Raw genomic sequence first — 17527 nt, forward strand, 5'->3', positions numbered from 1 at the left:
GCAGGGGAAACGCTTTTTTATCATTTATGAGCATTCATTTTTTAAGTGAGGAATTAAAAAGACCAATCCCAATTGTGCCGTCGTATCATGAGTTTTGAACCCGCTCTAGGCAGGTGGGTGCCCTGTTTCACATTTCTTGCGTCCTCCCATCAATGATGGTTAAGAGGCGTGCATTCCATATGAAAACACCAGGCTCCCGTATCAAAAATGTTCGGTCAAAACGTACATTCGAACAACGTACACATCAGGATTGGTCTCTTTAATTTTGTAATGTAATCTTAGCATATAACCTTAACAGAATCAACAATTAACCTCACATTTATTGATCTGAGTCAGACGGACTAGATGGCTTCAACTGTAGGTGAAGTTCATCCAACTGCGCTTCGCTGACAGGTCCCGGTGCATTCGTCATAGGGTCTTGTGCCGATGCTGTTTTCGGGAACAAGATGGTGTCGCGCAAGTTTGTCCGTCCTGCTAGAAGCATGACGAGTCTGTCTAGTCCGAAGGCAATACCTCCGTGTGGCGGTGTTCCATATTCCAATGCTTCAAGAAGGAACCCAAACTGCTCATTTGCTTCTTCCTGGCTGAAGCCAAGCACTTCGAACATTTCCTGCTGCATTTCTTTTTCAAAGATACGCAAGGAACCTCCACCAAGTTCGTATCCATTGAGCACAATGTCATAAGCTTCTGCCCGGACGTCTTTTGGATTTTTCTTCAGTTCATCCATGCTACCGCCGGCAGGCATTGTAAACGGGTGGTGGGCAGCATGATAACGCCCCTCTTCCTCATCGTACTCAAATAACGGCCAGTCCGTTACCCAAAGGAAGTTGAACTTGGACTCATCAATCAAGTCTAAACGGCGGGCAAGTTTTTGACGTAAGGCTCCAAGGCTGTCATGAACAACAGAGATCTGATCCGCTACAAAGAGAAGAAGGTCTCCATCTTTTGCCCCCATCTTTTCTTTAATTGAAGCGGCCTCTTCTTCAGAGAAGAATTTCGCAATCGGCCCGTTAAACTCCCCGTCTTTCACTTTCAACCAAGCCAACCCTTTGGCTCCATAGACCTTGACATCTTCTGTCATTTTATCGATGTCTTTACGGGAGAATTCATCCGCCTTTCCTTCAACGTTAATAGCACTTACCTGACCGCCGGAAGCAACGGCACCACTGAAGACTTTAAACCCGGAATCTCTCACATCTTCTGATAGATTCACTAATTCAAGACCGTAGCGGGTATCAGGCTTGTCAGAACCGTAACGTTCCATCGCCTCATCATATGGCATACGAACGAATGGGGTTTCAATTTCCTGACCTTTTACTTCTTTCATGACGCGCTTCATCATCCGTTCTGTCATCGCCATAATATCATCTTTCGTCATGAATGAGGTCTCCACATCGACTTGTGTGAATTCAGGCTGACGATCTGCGCGCAAGTCTTCGTCACGGAAACAACGAACGATTTGGTAATATTTCTCGAACCCTGACATCATCAACAGCTGTTTGAAAAGCTGAGGCGATTGAGGCAAGGCATAGAATTCACCTTCATGTACACGGCTCGGAACAAGGTAGTCACGCGCTCCTTCTGGTGTACTCTTGGTCAGCATCGGTGTTTCCATATCTAAAAATTCTTCTTCATTCAAGAAATTACGAATGGACTGTGTCGTTTGGTGACGCATTTTAAATGTTTCCTGCATTTCCTTCCTTCTTAAATCCAAGTAGCGGTATTTAAGACGAAGATCCTCTGATACCTCCGATTGATCTTCAATCATAAACGGGGGAGTTTTTGCCTTGTTTAGGATCGTCAATTCTTTTGCTGCAACTTCAATCTCTCCGGTTCCAAGATTGTTGTTGATCGTTTGAGCATCCCGTGCGACAACCGTTCCATTCACTTCAAGGACATATTCGCTTCGAACGTTCTCCGCTTTCTCTAATGCTTCACCAGAAGTCTCAGGATTAAAAACCACCTGGACTAAACCAGAACGGTCTCTCAAATCGATAAAAATCAAACCACCCAGGTCACGGCGTTTTTGTACCCATCCTTTCAGTGTGACCTCTTGCTCCAGATGTTCTTTGCGTAAAGAGCCGCATTTTGTTCTTTCCATCTTATTTACCTCCTGTCAGTTCTTTTTTCATATGTTCGATAATTCCATCGAGAGCTACCTCTTCTTGCTCACCGGATGTCATGTTTTTGACATTAATGCGTCCATTTTCAAGTTCCTGATCTCCGAGAACAAGTACAAATTTACTGTCCAGTCGATCAGCTGCCTTAAACTGGGCTTTCATTTTCTTCCCTAAGTAATCCTTGTCCACTTGGATACCAGCACGGCGTAATTCATCTGTCACCTTTACAGCTGTACGATTCGCTTCATCCCCTAGGGATACAAAAAACACGTCTAGACCTTCATCCATAGGAAGTTCAACGTTTTCTGCTTCTAAAGCCATCAATAAGCGTTCAATACTCATGGCAAAACCGATTCCAGATGTTTCAGGACCGCCCACTTCTTGAACTAATCCTGTATATCGACCTCCACCGCTCAGTGTCGTAATGGCTCCGAAACCTTCTGCTTCGCTCATAATTTCGAAAGCCGTGTGGTTGTAATAATCAAGCCCGCGCACGAGATTCGGATCTACAACATATTCAATGTCCATCACATCTAGATATTGTTTGACCTCTTCAAAGTAATCTTTGGAGTAGTCGTTCAAGTATTCAAGAATGGAAGGCGCTGTTGCCATTGCTGGATGTTCACGGTCTTTTTTACAATCTAGGACCCTTAGCGGGTTTTGATCAAGCCTCACTTGACAATCCGCGCAAAGCTCCTCACGGTGTGGATCAAAGTGACGAACCAATGCTGCACGATGGGCCTCCCTGCTTTCTTTGTCACCAAGACTGTTCACCACAAGTTTTAACGATTTCAGCCCTAGTTCCTTGTAAGAGTTCAGTGCAAGGGAAAGGACCTCGGCATCAATAGCTGGATCGTCACTGCCTAAGGCTTCAATACCAAACTGCACAAACTGTCTCATTCTACCTTGTTGTGGGCGTTCGTAGCGGAACATAGGACCCATGTAGAAGTATTTAGTCGGTTGGTTAGGTAACCCGTAAACTTTATTCTGAACGTAAGAACGAACGACAGAAGCAGTACCCTCCGGCCTTAAAGTAATGCTTCTACCTCCTCGATCTTCGAATGTATACATTTCTTTTTGGACGATGTCTGTACTATCTCCAACTCCTCGTTGGAACAGCTCGGTATGTTCGAAAATCGGTGTTCTGATTTCTTTATAATGATAGCGTCGGCATAGGTCAGCCAATTGCTTTTCTACATATTGCCATTTTTCAGATGTACCAGGCAGAATATCCTGCGTACCACGAGGGGCATTCATACTCATTTCTAAGTCCTCCTAACGAAATAAACCATTTTTTACCACAAAAAATCCCGTCCCTTTTCCGCGCTTGCGAAAAAGGGACGGGATTACCCGCGTTGCCACCCTGATTTGAGACTGTGTCAGCCTCCACTCAAAACAGTTAACGCCTGTGTACGTCTACACCTACTCTTATTTCGATGTAGAACCTAAGAAACGTCTTTCATCAGAATATAACGATCGAATGCTTTCAGCCTAAGGCATTCGTTCTCTGTCCGCATGGAAACTGATTACTTTTTTCCTCAATGGTTTTGTTCGAATCATTTTAGAATTGATTATAATCATATAATCTTCTTCAACCCTGTGTCAAGTTTATGACAATAAATTTATCACTTCAATCTTTTTACGATGGAGAAGGAAATCTAATGATTTTGTCGAATAATGAAAAGGAGACTATTGAGGAGGTGGAATATTTTTTGAAAAAAGGAATAATATTCTTCATTTTTATTTTAGGAGTCCTCACCTTTTATGAGACTCCTCCCGTGTATGCAGACAAAGCGGTGATCCAGGTCGATCACTTGAATGTAAGGACAGGACCTGGATTGAATTACGACCGTATTGGCAAAGTGCATACAGGAGAAACGTACACGATCTTAGAAGAGAGAGACAAATGGCTAAAGATTAAGCGAAGCGGGACAGATGGGTGGGTCGCTAAATGGCTGACAAACGTAAAAGCAGAGCAAACCGCTAGTAGCCGTCAATATTCCAAGTATGACTATCTCAGGATACGATCCGCTCCGAACTTGGATGGAAAGATTGAAGGTTATTTAATGAAAGGAGACGCTGTAACTCCACAAAAACGCCAAGGAAAATGGGTGTTTGTACAAAAAGGCAATACAACGGGGTGGGTTCATGGAGACTACCTAACGAAGGAGAAACAAGGAACTCCATCACCACCAGAAGAAGAGAAAAAAGATGATCATCAACCATCTACCGTCAAAGGTATGGTAGAAGTAGGTACAGCCGTTTTAAATGTAAGAAGCGAAAACTCTACGAGAGGCCGCATTCTTACAAGAATTCGTAAAGGTGAAACATATGAATACATAGCGAAGAAAGACCGCTGGTATCAAATCAAGTACAGCAGCGGAAAGACGGGTTGGGTAGCCGGTTGGCTTGTAAACGAAACCAATCAAGAACAAACGAATACCCCTACTACGAAAAACACCTATGTATCTTTGAATTACAACGGAACGAATTTAAGATCAGGACCATCAACCAATTACAAGATCATCGGCCGCGGACACAAAGGGGATCGATTCGAAGTTTTAAGCAAAGAGGGACAATGGTATAAGATCTCTTATGACAGTAAAACAGCCTATGTGGCTGGATGGATTGTCAAAGAGGTGAATGGAGAAAGTGCCGCTACATCTCCTGCTCCTTCAAATTCACTTAAAGGAAAAACCATCATGGTTGACGCCGGGCACGGAGGGCGCGACCCTGGTGCCGTAGGAAGAGGCGGAAGTTATGAAAAGACACTAACGCTAGACACGGCTTTTCTTCTTAAAAGTCAGTTGGAGAGTAAAGGAGCCAAAGTGCTGATGACAAGATCCAATGATCAGTACATCTCCCTTTCCATCCGCACGTACCATTCGAACCGTTCCAATGCGGATGCTTTTATTAGTTTGCATTACAATGCAGCGCCTTTAAATATTGTAGCTAGAGGACTTAATAGTTATTATTACTCTTCTAAAGACAAAGCGCTTGCAGATTCTCTGCAATCCTCAATTGTTGCCCATACAGGACTGCGGGATCGTGGTACGAAGAAAGGCAACTTCCATGTGATCAGGGAAAATAATAAGCCGGCTGTTCTATTAGAACTTGGCTTTTTATCAGACGCTAGAGAAGAACAAACCGTCAAAACCCGTTCATATCAGACAAAAGCTAGTCAAGGAATTACAGAAGGCTTAATCAATTACTTCAACTAACCAGTAAACCCTTAATAGCTACGGATTGTGAATAACTCAGTTTCGAGATGGTTGTGTGCGTTAGGGCTCCGGGAAACAGTTCGCTTTCCATGGGGCGGGCGGTGAGCCTCCTCAGGCAATGCATTCCGGGGTCTCACCTGTCCCACACGTCCCATAGGAGTCTCACCGTTTCCCTCCGCCCCTTGACCAAAAGAGGATCTCGAAACTACTTCTGAGATAAGCTGCTTTACCTACAAAGAGTGGAAGATGTTAGAATTCTGCCAGGTAGTTGAATAACTTTTAAACTAGAACAAAAAAAGCTGTACTCAAATGAGTACAGCTTTTTTTATCGTTCTTTACTGTCGATGATTAATGTGACAGGTCCTGAATTGGTAAGTTGGACGTCCATCATGGCCCCAAACTGTCCTGTTTCCACTTTAACCCCTTCATGCTCAACCATTTGATTAAATGACTCATACAACTCTTCAGCTTGATCAGGCTTTGCTGCTTCCATGAAGTTCGGGCGGCGTCCCTTACGGCAATCTCCGTATAGAGTGAATTGAGATATAGACAGCAACTGGCCGCCTAGATCAACCACGGAATGATTCATTTTTCCATCTTCATCTTCGAAAATACGCAAGTATGGAATCTTTTTAGCTAAATAACGTGCATCTTCTTCTGTATCCTCATGTGTCACACCTAATAAAACGACAAGGCCCTGACCTATGGTACCTACGGTTTTTTCTTCAACGGTGACAGAGGCATTTACAGCTCTTTGAACCACTGCTTTCATCGTAGATTCCCCTTTATACTTCTATTGCATAACACGACGAACCGTGTACACTTCCTGAATTTGTTTAATCCGCTCGACAATCTTACGTAAATGGCTTGTATTTTGTATTAAAATGGTAATATGAATAGTTGCCATTTTATTTCGGTCTGACTTTCCTGAGACTGCGGTTATATTGGTCTTTGTTTCATTCACTGCTTGTAGTACTTCGTTAAGCAAACCACGTCGATCGTAGCCCCAGATTTCAAGATCCACATGATACTGCTTGGAATCTGTGACTGAAGTTTCCCATTTTACAGGCAACAGTCTTGTCTGTGCTTCTTCTGTATGGACATTCGGGCAGTCGGTTCTGTGGACGGATACCCCTCGTCCTTTTGTAATATAACCGACAATTTCATCTCCAGGTACTGGGTTACAGCATTTGGATAGACGGACAAGGAGATTGTCCACCCCTTCCACACGGACACCTGAATCCTTTTTACCTGTTTTGGTCGGTGTTTTAATTTCGGTTGTATTAACATCAGCAAGCGTCTGCTCTAGATCTTGTTCTTGTTGCTTCTGCTTTCTGATCTTCTCGGTTAATCGAGTTGCAATCTGAGCGGCTGTAATTCCCTGGTAACCAACAGCGGCAAACATGTCTTCTTCGTTTGCGAAGTTGAACTTTTCCGACACACGTTTCAAATTATCTGTCGTGTATACATCTTTGGGTTGAATACCAAAATTGCGAATTTCGCGCTCGACGAGTTCTTTCCCTTTAGAGATGTTCTCATCTTTTTGCTGTTTCTTGAAAAATTGCTTGATTTTATTTTTCGCCTGGGATGTCTGAGCAAGTTTAATCCAATCTTTGGAAGGTCCATAGGCATGCTTGGACGTCATGATATCGACAATGTCTCCGGTTTTCAATTCATAATCCAGAGGCTCCATTTTGCCATTCACTTTTGCCCCTATCGTTTGATTTCCAACCTCCGTATGAATTCGATAAGCGAAATCTACGGGTACGGAACCAGATGGAAGCTCAATAACGTCTCCTTTTGGTGTGAAGACATAGACCATGTCTGAAAACAAATCCACTTTTAGAGATTCCATGAATTCCTCAGCGTCATGTGTTTCACTCTGCCATTCTAGTATCTCACGGAACCATGTAAGTTTCTCTTCAAACGATTGTTCTGCTGATGTCTGCTTACCTTCTTTATACGCCCAATGAGCAGCGATTCCATACTCCGCAATTTCGTGCATTTCGTGCGTACGGATCTGGACCTCAAGAGGGTCGCCCTTTGGTCCGATCACTGTGGTATGCAGAGATTGATATAAATTGGGCTTCGGCATAGCTATATAATCTTTAAAGCGACCCGGCATCGGTTTCCAACACGTGTGAATGATTCCGAGTACGGCATAACAATCTTTGATACTGTTAACTGTAATTCTAACGGCTAACAAGTCATAAATTTCATTGAACTGTTTATTTTGAAGAACCATTTTCCTGTAGATACTGTAGAGATGTTTCGGACGTCCAAATAAATCCGCATCGATGTTGACTTCCTTTAGTTGACCACGAATTTCATCTATGACTTCCTCGATATAATGCTCGCGTTCATTCCTCTTCTGCTTCATCAAATGAACAATCCTGTAGTACTGCTGAGGATTCAAATACCGAAGAGCCGTATCTTCAAGCTCCCATTTGATCGTGGATATCCCCAAGCGATGAGCAAGAGGTGCAAAAATCTCCAGCGTTTCATTGGAAATCCGGCGCTGTTTTTCCGCTGGAAGGTGCTTCAAGGTGCGCATGTTATGAAGCCTGTCTGCAAGTTTGATTAAAATGACACGCATGTCTTTGGCCATAGCCACAAACATTTTTCTGTGGTTTTCCGCTTGCTGAGCTTCTTTCGATTTATATTTGATTTTACCTAATTTGGTTACACCATCCACCAGCATAGAAACTTCTTCATTAAAAGCATCTTCAATTTCTTTTAAAGACACATCCGTGTCTTCAACCACATCATGAAGAAAACCTCCAGCAATCGTTTCAGGGTCCATCTCTAAGTTCACAAGAATACCTGCGACTTGAATGGGATGGATGATGTAAGGCTCCCCTGACTTTCGGAACTGGTTGCTATGGGAACTTTCAGCAAATTCATACGCACGACGAATAAACGCCAGATCTGACTCATTCAAATACTGACTCGCTTGTTCTATGACTTCTTCCGCAGTTAGAACTGTATCTTTCGCCATTCAATCACCCTAGTTTCTTTAGAACTTTCAAAAGTATATTTGATTAACATTATCAAAAAAAGGACTCTTCTTGTAAAGGAAAAAGCCCGATCATCAATTGTAAAACAAAGAGCGCCCCTAATAAGGGCACTCTTTCCATTAATATTGCATTAAAGTAAGAACGTCATGTCCGTCTAATTTGCTGCGACCATCTAAGTATGTGAGTTCAATCAAAAACGCACACCCAGCTACTTCTCCGCCCAACTGCTCGACAAGATCAATCGTAGCTTCAATTGTGCCTCCAGTAGCAAGAAGGTCATCGACAATCAACACGCGTTGACCAGGCTTGATTGCGTCTTTATGAATCGTCAATACATCTTTTCCATATTCCAGGCCATAATCCACTTTGATCGTCTCTCGTGGAAGCTTCCCTTCTTTACGGACTGGTGCAAAACCGATTTCCAATGCATAAGAGACTGGGCACCCGACGATGAAGCCGCGTGCTTCCGGTCCCACTACGATATCAATTTCTTTATCTTTTGCGTACTCTACAATTTCATCAACCGCTGCTTTGAATGCCGGACCATTGTCCATTAATGGAGTGATATCCTTAAATTGGACACCTTCTTTCGGCCAATCTTCAACGATTGCAATATGCTCTTTATAATCCATTCATTACTTCCTCCTTGACTTGCTTAAAACGCTGGTTCATATATTGGTCAAACCAACTCTTCAATTCTTTATATGTGGAATAATACAAGGTACGTTCAATTTGCAGTTGTTCCTCCCGTTGAAGATAAAGCGAAGATTCTCGCAAATCTTTTTGTGAAGGTTCGGATTCCGCTGTAATAATCCCGTCTTTTATTTTAACAAAGTCGAGTTCAAAAAACACCTCAGAAATAAATTCCACCATGGACTTGTCCCACCCTTTACGGTTGGCAAGTAGATCCGCTTCTTCATAAAGGTTGAACTGACCACGCTTCAATAGCATACCATAAAACCATTTGAAGTGGTCCCTTGAAGGCCATGTTTTTAGAAATGTACTCTCCTGAATGTGATAACAGGCAAATACTTTTCGAGCTTCCAGCTTAGATAAAAGGTCGGTCAGATCCGACATCTGTTTAGGTAAATCAATGAGCAGAAGACCATCAAACGAATCTCCATGATCCACTGCCTCTGCCTGGATGACAGGAACATCACATGGGGCTTGTTCTTGCCCTCGAAAGCTTACAGCTGCATAGGTTTCGTTCGGTGGGATAATCAATTTCTTCTCAATATGCTTAGAGCCTCTGTGATCGAACAACTGCCATTCACTCACTCGAATGTCTCTAATCATCACTTGCAAATTTTTCCGTCCGTTCCATTCATTAATTCCCAGTTCCCCGACTACATCCAAGGGCGCTTGTGGAGATATTTGTTGATAGAGATCTCCCATCCCGAATGCGATCCCATCGACACGGGATTGTTGGCTCTGGAATTGGAACTTCAAGTGATTTTTTTTACTGCCAATCAACCGAACTTCTTTCGGGGTATGCTTGATATGAAAAAGAGGTTTCGGATTTCCCATTCCAAAAGGACGGAGCTGGTTGACTTCCTCAATTTGTTTCAATGATATGTCTTCTAAATCAACGGTGTTTTCAATATCAAGAACCTGCTGATAGTCATCATCCGATAGTTTCTCCTCAGCTAAAGAAATTAAATCGCTCCGCAAGTCATCAATTTGATCAATATCAAGTGTCATTCCGGCTGCTTGGGCATGTCCACCAAAGTGTAAAAAGCGGTGCCGTATTTCCATACAATTCCCGAATAAATCGAATGCATCGATACTTCGCGCAGAACCTTTGGCTTCCCCTTTTTCTTCATCAATGGCCAGTACGATTGCCGGTCGATCAAATTGACGAACAAGTTTAGATGCGACAATTCCAAGAACACCAGGATTCCACCCCTCTTTAGCAACCACGATCACGTTCTCAGCTTCCCCATTTTCAATGGTAACCATTTCTTCGGCTTCCTTCGCGATCGATGCTACGATTTTCTGCCTTTCCTGGTTCAACTGGTTAATGAAGGTGGCGATTTGTTCTGCTTCTTCCATGTCCTCTGAAAGCAATAAATCAACCGCTGGCGTAGCATCTTGTAAACGCCCTACAGCATTGAGACGTGGGCCAATCGTAAAACCGATTGTCTCCTCATTCATATCTCCCTCAATGCTACATATTTTCCTTAACGCCTGAATGCCCGGACGGGTCGAGTGGGAAATCGCCTGTAGACCAATCGAAGCGAGCACCCTGTTTTCCCCTTTTAATGGAACAAGGTCGGCGATTGTACCAATGACGACGAGGTCGAGAAACTCTTTCGGAAACCTGCCAAGTAAAGCATGAGCAAACTTGAAAGCCACTCCGACACCTGCTAATTCCTGGAATGGATAGTCAGCCGATGTCTTCGGATGGATAATCGCATAAGCATCCGGAAGCACTTCCTGGACCTCGTGGTGATCCGTGATGATCAAATCGATGCCAAGCTCCCTCGCAAATGTTGCTTCTTCCATAGCCGCTATTCCTGTATCTACTGTGATGATCAATGCATAACCGGAATCGAAAGCAAACTGAAAGGCCTCTTTATTCGGTCCATATCCTTCCGTGAAGCGGTTTGGAATATAAAAGTCACAATCCGCCCCGGCTTTCCTGAGTGCTTCCACCATGACGGATGTAGACGTCACTCCGTCTGCATCGTAGTCACCAAATACCAGAATAGACTGACTGGAATCGATGGCTTCTTGCACACGAGCCACAGCACGGTCCATTCCCTCCATTAGCATAGGATCATGAAGCTGGTTAATCGAAGGCTTTAGAAAGCGCTCTGCCTCCTCTGCACCTTGAATCCCTCTTTTTTCTAAGAGCTGCTGAGTTAGCGGAGTAACGCCTGGAAAGACGGCCGAGCTTTCTTCCGGGTTTCTATATGTAAATTTCCATTTCATCTTGCTTTGTATCATAAGTTCACCCCTGACCCATCTATTATACAAGAGCGGACCAGGGGTAGCAAACGCAATTATGTGACTTTCGATGACGTGCTTTCCTGTTCAGAAGTCTCCTTTTCCTCAAGAGAAAGATCCCCGTCCTTCTCTGATTCAGATGGTGAAGACGGTCTCTCTGCTCTCAGTCGGCTTATTTCTCTTTTCAATTTAAAATACCGCACGGCTCCTACGGATGCTGTAGCTAAACCACCTAATAACACAGATATAAGAATAACAAGAATCAGTGGAGCTTCACCCGATCCGAACAAGTAATTGACTTGGACAGGATCGACATTGATGACAGCAAAAATTGAAATCACTAAGGCAAAAATGAAAGCCAATATTAGATAGCTTTGCCCTTTCATAATTGTAACACTCCTTTATAGATAAAGGTTTACTTATACTATTGATATACCCCGAAACAGATCTGTATAACCAAAAGAAGACCATCCTTACTAAGGATGGTCTTCAGTAAATGCCCGATTCGATTTTACACTTGAGGGCCTTCTGTTCTCTTCTTTTTCACATAATTGATCGGGTTCTCACTAATCTTGCGGCCACGCCAAATGAGCCATAGCTGAGACGCAATGAACAGAGAAGAATACGTTCCTGCTAATAGTCCGATGACTAGTGCGAATGAGAAGTTTGTAATGGATGATGCTCCGAAGAATAACAACATCGCTGCAGCAAAAATTACGGTAAGGACCGTGTTGAAACTACGGGCGAGCGTCTGCATCAAACTCTCATTTACCACTTTAGCAAGCTCTTTAAAGGATTTCACCTTTTTCTTCATCCTCAAGTTCTCTCGGATTCGGTCGAACGTGACAATTGTGTCGTTCACTGAATAACCGACAATGGTAAGAATGGCTGCAATGATCGTAATGTCAAACTCCAACCTTGTTATACTGAAGAACGCAACGATGAAAAATGCATCATGCAACAAGGCGATAATGGCTGTCAAAGCAAAGAAGATTTCAAAACGAATGGTCACGTAGATAATGATTCCGATCGATGCATATAAAACAGCAAGGGCTGCGTTTTTAGCAAGCTCTTGACCGACGATCGGTGATACAGTGCTGACATTCGGTGTATTACCGAACTCTTCTTCATAATAGCTTTGAATTTCGCCGATTTTATCTTTGCTCAGTTCATTATCAAAACGAGCAACGGCAATCTCACTATTGTCACCGGAAATGATGACCTGTTTCGGATTGACGTCAAATTCTTCCTGCATCGTTTGTTCCACTTGTTCGGATGAAATGTTTCCATCAGACAGGATGGATACTCTAGAACCACTTGTAAAATCGATGCCCAAGTTTAAGCGGAAGAAAGCAAGCGCCAGAATTCCCGCTATTACAAGGACGATGGATAACGTAAAGAATCGTTTCCGCAGCCCTACAAAGTCAAACTTCCGTTTCATAAAGGTTGCTTCCACTTCTTCTCCTTCAGCAATATCATGAATATCCTCTGGTTTCACCCCAAACCATTTCGGTCGCTTATTCAAATAACGGCTTTTCACCCATAAACTCATGAACAATCGCGTACCATAAACAGCGGTTATGAAACTAACGAGTATGCTGACAATCAACATCGTCGCAAACCCTTTAACAGAGCTTGTCCCGAAAATAAATAGAACTGTCGCTGCAATCAAAGTGGTTATGTTCGCATCAAGAATGGTCGCTAAGGAACGTTTGTTACCCGCCTTATATGCAGAAAGAAGCGATTTACCTGATTTTAATTCTTCCTTGATTCGTTCATACGTAATGATGTTTGCATCCACGGCCATACCGACTCCGAGAATTAAGGCAGCAATTCCAGGCAGAGTTAATACGCCATTCATCAACTCAAAGACTACAAGAATCAAGTAAATGTACACACTAAGTGTAAGAGTTGCAATAACTCCCGGGAAACGATAATACGCAATCATGAACAAGAAGATGGCTGCAATGCCGATAAAGCCTGCTAGAATCGTTTTGTTCATCGCCTGCTCACCGAATTGGGCCCCTACAGATGTTGAATAGGTCTCTTCAAGATTGACCGGAAGTGAGCCTGCATTCAGAATATCTGCCAATTGTTTAGCAGATTCCTGTGTGAAATCTCCACTGATCATTACTGAATTACTACGCACTGGGCCATCAGAAAACCCTGGTGCGGAAATGTATCCCGGATCTTCCTTCCCCCACTCTTCAGCAAAGGAAGTCTCTTCATTATAATCCAACCATATAACTAAAAGATTATCCGGATATGGTGTATTCGGATCGTTCGGCGTATTGTATATTTGTTCTGATACATCATAAAACTTTGAAGCACTCTTGACCTTCAGGGTAACGATCGGTTCATTTGTATCTGGGTGATAGGACTGTTGAGCACTTCCTTCAACCAGATCAGAACCATCCATGTACAACTTTCCATCTGTACCCCGGAAAGAAAGTTCAGCGGTTGTGGATAGAAGTTCTCTTGCTGTTTGTTGATCTTCTACACCAGCAAGCTGGACACGAATCCTTCCCCCGTCTTCAATGGTGATGTTCGTTTCACTGATTCCCAGTGTATCCACACGTTCGGTCAATGAACGTGCCGTAGCTTCGAGAACCTGTTCATTTACTTCCTGGTCCTCATCCAACGGCTCGACATCGTATAAGATTTCAAAGCCACCCTGCAAATCTAATCCTAATTTAATATCCTTTGTAACTCCTGTTAAGGTCGTCCCTATCGTAGTAGCAAGCAATAAAACCACGATAAAAAAGGCGACGATCCGCCCTCGTTTCACCATACTGTCCTGTTCCTCCTTTATGTACGAACACATGCGATGATCCATCGGCTCTATGTATAATTGCTATTAGACAATATTTGATAATCCCCGTACCTATTCTACTACTTTTTCAAACTTTCGCAACAATAGGAAGAACTTTATGCTATCCGGTTGAAATAGACCACCGCGTTATTACTCGTATTCAGAAGTTTCCTCCAGAGCTTCAATGGAGGCAAGCAAATCATCATTTTGATAAGCCTCTGTGGTCAAGTATCCCGTATATGTATGTGTCTGCAAATGAAGGATATCCTGGACCATTTGATGCAGTCTTTTTTCAGGTTCACCATTCCACACCTTTTTTATTAAACAGTCCCACACATCTTCTTCGGTCGCGCGTTTATACCCTAATAATTGAAACTCTTCTACTTTGCTTTGCAAAACGATCTGTAATTCTTTTCTCCAACTTGTGACCGGTTTTTTCTGATCCATTCGACTGCTCCTCACTCTAAGGTTTTCGTAATCGGGTGTCATGCCTTGTCCATCCATACGCATATACTTTATTGTAGCGGAATTTCATTTCTTTGAGAAGGCGGATCAATCATATGTCAAAACAATCTTTTCTGCATGGTGCACTGATTCTGGTTGCTGCTGGACTCATCACCCGATTGCTGGGTTTCATTAACAGGATTGTCGTTGCCCGCGTGATGGGAGCTGAAGGTGTAGGACTCTATATGATGGCTTTACCTACATTGATTTTAGCCATTACCATCACCCAGTTCGGGCTCCCCGTAGCCATTTCAAAGAGAGTTTCAGAAGCAGAGGCAACAGGTAACGAAAGTAAAATCAAGCGGATCTTATTAGTTTCTCTTGCTATTACAGGATCATTAAGCATCTTGTTTACGATCGGACTTTTTCTGTTAGCACCCGTTGTAGCCACTTATTTTCTTACAGATTCAAGAGCCCTCTATCCATTGCTAGCCGTTACACCGATCATCCCTATCATCGCTATATCTTCTGTCATTCGAGGGTATTTTCAGGGTAGGCAAAACATGAAACCCCAGGCGATCTCTCAAGTCATTGAACAGATTATACGCATTGGTTCAGTCGTGATTCTAACAAAAATGCTTTATCCTTACGGGGTGGAATTTGCAGCTGCCGGGGCCATGGTGTCTGCTGTAATCGGTGAACTCGTCTCATTGATGTACATGTTGAGACAATTCAATGTCCACAAAAGCTTCCGGCTGCGGAAATCTTGGAAGAAGCACATTGCTGAAGGGAAAAAGACACTCAACGAATTGATGACCATTGCTCTTCCTACAACGGGAAGCCGCTTTATTGGTTCCTTAACGTATTTCTTTGAACCTATCCTCGTCGCACAAAGTTTGGCTATCGCCGGATTTACAGCGATCGAAACGACGAAACAATACGGGGAACTCACAGGATATGTACTTCCATTGTTATTTTTACCGACCTTTTTGACTCACGCTCTTTCTGTTGCTCTCGTGCCTTCAATCAGTGAAGCTGCAGCCCAAGGAAAAAACGAAACCATCGCTTACCGGATCATGCAGTCCATTCGATTATCCATTGCTTCTGGGGGACTGATCACCATTGTGTTCATGATCTTTCCAGCTGTCATTCTTATGACTGTTTATGGGACGAGCCAGGCTTCCTTCATGCTTCAGTTTATGGCACCATTCTTCCTTCTTCATTATATCCAGACACCTCTCCAAGCAACCTTGCAAGCTCTGGACCTTGCTAAGCCAGCCATGTGGAACACGTTGATCGGAGCGATTGTAAAGTTTATTGTCCTTGTCGGTTTAAGCTCACGTCCGGAATTTGGTATTCATGGAGTCGCCCTTGCGATTGTAGTCGGTGTCGTTGTTGTGACCCTGCTCCATTTAAGTGTACTCATGAAATACAAAGTCATCTCTTTCCCTTTACAGATGTTTTTAAGATTTGGACTTGTCATTGGAATCATCGGAATCGTAGGGTTTCAATGGAAACACAACTGGCTTCTTGAGAGTAAACCTCTTTCGCAATTGTTGACGATGGGGATCGGCCTTACAGTTTTGTACATGGTATTACTCTTCGTTTTTCGATTAATCCGCATGGAAGAACTGAAGATGATCCCCTGGAATCGCCTGTTCCACAAAAAATAACCGCGCATAAGCGGTTATTTTTTGTCCCCTTTTTAAAATCCCATAAATCCATAACTAAAGCTCCCTTTAGCGGAAGACTCAGTTTCGAGACTTTTGTTGAGTGGATGGGGCTGCGGGGAATAGCTCGCTTTCCGCGGGAGCGCGGTGAGCCTCCTCGGACTGCGTCCTGTGGGGTCTCACCCTGCACTTTTTTCCCGCAGGAGTCTCGCCATTCCCCTCCGCCCTTTGCCATATACGTATTTCTAAACTACTTCCAAAATTAGAAGCTTTATACGTATTAGGAGCAATAACACAAAACCTCCATCATATAAATAGAGCTCATAACCGCTTGTTATAGAGCGCTTTCTTACAGTAGGTAGTGATGGTGGAAAGTGCTCCTTCCTGGTAGAGGGGTTCGTTTCTCCTTACTATGAAAGGGGTGGTTGGGAAGCTGCGAGACTCCCGTGGGAGAAAGGAGATCGGCGAGATCCCGCAGGGCGGTAGCCCGAGGAAGCTCGCCACTCCCCCACAGGAAAGCGAGTAGCTTCCCAGCCACCCCTGACGCCCCCCATAGCAAACGAATTCCGGAAAGTCTCGATATCGAGTCATCAACACTCCTGCCAAATAGATGAATAACCTTATTTCTTGAAGAAATGAGTTAATTGAATTCGTTGTTTTGGTCGATTTGGACTTCACCCTGGTCGTTGATTGTGCATATAGAGATATCTTGGAAGGAATGGAACCCTTGCTTGCGGACTTCGTTTACGAGCCATTGTTTATTTTTCCGAATCGTTTGCAGACCACTGTATTGCACTTCTCCATCAGCAATTAACACAACAGCATAATCAGAGCTGCCGTCATCTTTTCTTTCAAAAACCGAGAGTTTACCCGATGGCTCAAGAATCGCATAAGCGACATCTCCGACTTGATGAAGACCATGTTCTCGTAATTGTAATAATAAATCATTGAAATTATAACGTTGACGTCTCATCTCTTTTTCATCAACTTTTCCATGCTTAATAATGATCGATGGCTTGCCGTCAAACCAGTTACGGAATCGCTGATTTTTCATTGAAAACCACGCACTACCTATTTGAATCGCAAGGAGTACGGCCATGGGGACAATCGCTTTCCAAATGGCCTTCTCTGGACTTTCGATAAGAAAAACAGCAATTTCAGCGAGCATGATAAATACAACCAAATCCATGACACTAAGCTCACCAATTTCTCTTTTTCCCATAAAGCGGAAAACTAAAAGAATGAGTAAATAGGTGATGAGTGTGCGAATGATTACACTGAGTACAAGCACTCG

Annotated in this window: 12 protein-coding genes, 1 other RNA gene and 1 other annotated feature; of the genes, 2 read left to right on the forward strand and 11 right to left on the reverse strand. The window is 43.4% G+C overall.

Annotation, left to right across the window (positions count from 1 at the left end; translation table 11 throughout):
* Positions 1 to 61: 61 nt before the first annotated feature.
* From ssrS to hisS, 3 genes are all read right to left on the reverse strand, one after another.
* Positions 62 to 254: non-coding RNA, 6S RNA (gene ssrS / locus ACXACN_RS08910), on the reverse strand.
* Positions 255 to 319: 65 nt separating this feature from the next.
* A complete protein-coding gene (aspS, locus tag ACXACN_RS08915; protein WP_474963871.1) occupies positions 320 to 2101 on the reverse strand; it encodes an aspartate--tRNA ligase in 1782 nt (593 codons plus the stop codon).
* A gap of 1 nt (position 2102) precedes the next feature.
* A complete protein-coding gene (gene hisS, locus ACXACN_RS08920) occupies positions 2103 to 3383 on the reverse strand; it encodes a histidine--tRNA ligase (protein WP_474963873.1) in 1281 nt (426 codons plus the stop codon).
* 70 nt (positions 3384 to 3453) lie between these two features.
* Positions 3454 to 3671, reverse strand: a binding site (T-box leader).
* 161 nt (positions 3672 to 3832) lie between these two features.
* Between hisS and ACXACN_RS08925 the strand changes: the two genes are divergently transcribed.
* Positions 3833 to 5341, forward strand: a complete 1509-nt coding sequence (locus tag ACXACN_RS08925) for an SH3 domain-containing protein (protein WP_474963874.1) — start codon at positions 3833 to 3835, stop codon at positions 5339 to 5341.
* Between the two features lie 325 nt (positions 5342 to 5666).
* On the opposite strand, the gene dtd is transcribed toward ACXACN_RS08925, so the two are convergent.
* From dtd to ACXACN_RS08960, 7 genes are all read right to left on the reverse strand, one after another.
* Positions 5667 to 6113 (reverse strand): D-aminoacyl-tRNA deacylase, encoded by a 447-nt coding sequence (dtd, locus tag ACXACN_RS08930; protein ID WP_474963875.1) that lies wholly within the window; start codon positions 6111 to 6113, stop codon positions 5667 to 5669.
* A 21-nt stretch (positions 6114 to 6134) separates the two neighbouring features.
* Entirely contained in the window at positions 6135 to 8339 is a 2205-nt protein-coding gene (locus ACXACN_RS08935; RefSeq protein ID WP_474963877.1) for a RelA/SpoT family protein, read from the reverse strand.
* A 138-nt stretch (positions 8340 to 8477) separates the two neighbouring features.
* A complete protein-coding gene (locus ACXACN_RS08940; RefSeq protein ID WP_146812750.1) occupies positions 8478 to 8990 on the reverse strand; it encodes an adenine phosphoribosyltransferase in 513 nt (170 codons plus the stop codon).
* On the reverse strand, positions 8980 to 11307 hold the full coding sequence (gene recJ, locus ACXACN_RS08945; RefSeq protein ID WP_474963878.1) for a single-stranded-DNA-specific exonuclease RecJ: 2328 nt from the start codon (positions 11305 to 11307) through the stop codon (positions 8980 to 8982). The genes ACXACN_RS08940 and recJ overlap by 11 nt, the downstream gene beginning before the upstream one ends.
* A 56-nt stretch (positions 11308 to 11363) precedes the next feature.
* Complete coding sequence (locus ACXACN_RS08950; RefSeq protein ID WP_474963880.1) at positions 11364 to 11693, reverse strand: LapA family protein; 330 nt, start codon at positions 11691 to 11693, stop codon at positions 11364 to 11366.
* Positions 11694 to 11818: 125 nt separating this feature from the next.
* A complete protein-coding gene (secDF, locus tag ACXACN_RS08955; protein ID WP_474963881.1) occupies positions 11819 to 14098 on the reverse strand; it encodes a protein translocase subunit SecDF in 2280 nt (759 codons plus the stop codon).
* A 171-nt stretch (positions 14099 to 14269) separates the two neighbouring features.
* Complete coding sequence (locus ACXACN_RS08960; RefSeq protein WP_474963883.1) at positions 14270 to 14566, reverse strand: post-transcriptional regulator; 297 nt, start codon at positions 14564 to 14566, stop codon at positions 14270 to 14272.
* Between the two features lie 113 nt (positions 14567 to 14679).
* On the opposite strand from ACXACN_RS08960, the gene spoVB reads away from it, so the two are divergent.
* Positions 14680 to 16236, forward strand: a complete 1557-nt coding sequence (gene spoVB, locus ACXACN_RS08965) for a stage V sporulation protein B (protein WP_474963884.1) — start codon at positions 14680 to 14682, stop codon at positions 16234 to 16236.
* 637 nt (positions 16237 to 16873) lie between these two features.
* On the opposite strand, the gene ACXACN_RS08970 is transcribed toward spoVB, so the two are convergent.
* On the reverse strand, positions 16874 to 17524 hold the full coding sequence (locus ACXACN_RS08970; protein ID WP_474963885.1) for a DUF421 domain-containing protein: 651 nt from the start codon (positions 17522 to 17524) through the stop codon (positions 16874 to 16876).
* Positions 17525 to 17527 lie beyond the last annotated feature (3 nt).

Source organism: Halobacillus sp. AWM4_238, assembly GCF_056158265.1.

Coding starts and splice junctions, on each gene's coding strand:
- aspS (WP_474963871.1), bottom strand. CDS start 2,101: ATGGAAAGAACAAAATGCGGCTCTTTACGCAAAGAACATCTGGAGCAA.
- hisS (WP_474963873.1), bottom strand. CDS start 3,383: ATGAGTATGAATGCCCCTCGTGGTACGCAGGATATTCTGCCTGGTACA.
- dtd (WP_474963875.1), bottom strand. CDS start 6,113: ATGAAAGCAGTGGTTCAAAGAGCTGTAAATGCCTCTGTCACCGTTGAA.
- ACXACN_RS08935 (WP_474963877.1), bottom strand. CDS start 8,339: ATGGCGAAAGATACAGTTCTAACTGCGGAAGAAGTCATAGAACAAGCG.
- ACXACN_RS08940 (WP_146812750.1), bottom strand. CDS start 8,990: ATGGATTATAAAGAGCATATTGCAATCGTTGAAGATTGGCCGAAAGAA.
- recJ (WP_474963878.1), bottom strand. CDS start 11,307: ATGATACAAAGCAAGATGAAATGGAAATTTACATATAGAAACCCGGAA.
- ACXACN_RS08950 (WP_474963880.1), bottom strand. CDS start 11,693: ATGAAAGGGCAAAGCTATCTAATATTGGCTTTCATTTTTGCCTTAGTG.
- secDF (WP_474963881.1), bottom strand. CDS start 14,098: ATGGTGAAACGAGGGCGGATCGTCGCCTTTTTTATCGTGGTTTTATTG.
- ACXACN_RS08960 (WP_474963883.1), bottom strand. CDS start 14,566: ATGGATCAGAAAAAACCGGTCACAAGTTGGAGAAAAGAATTACAGATC.
- spoVB (WP_474963884.1), top strand. CDS start 14,680: ATGTCAAAACAATCTTTTCTGCATGGTGCACTGATTCTGGTTGCTGCT.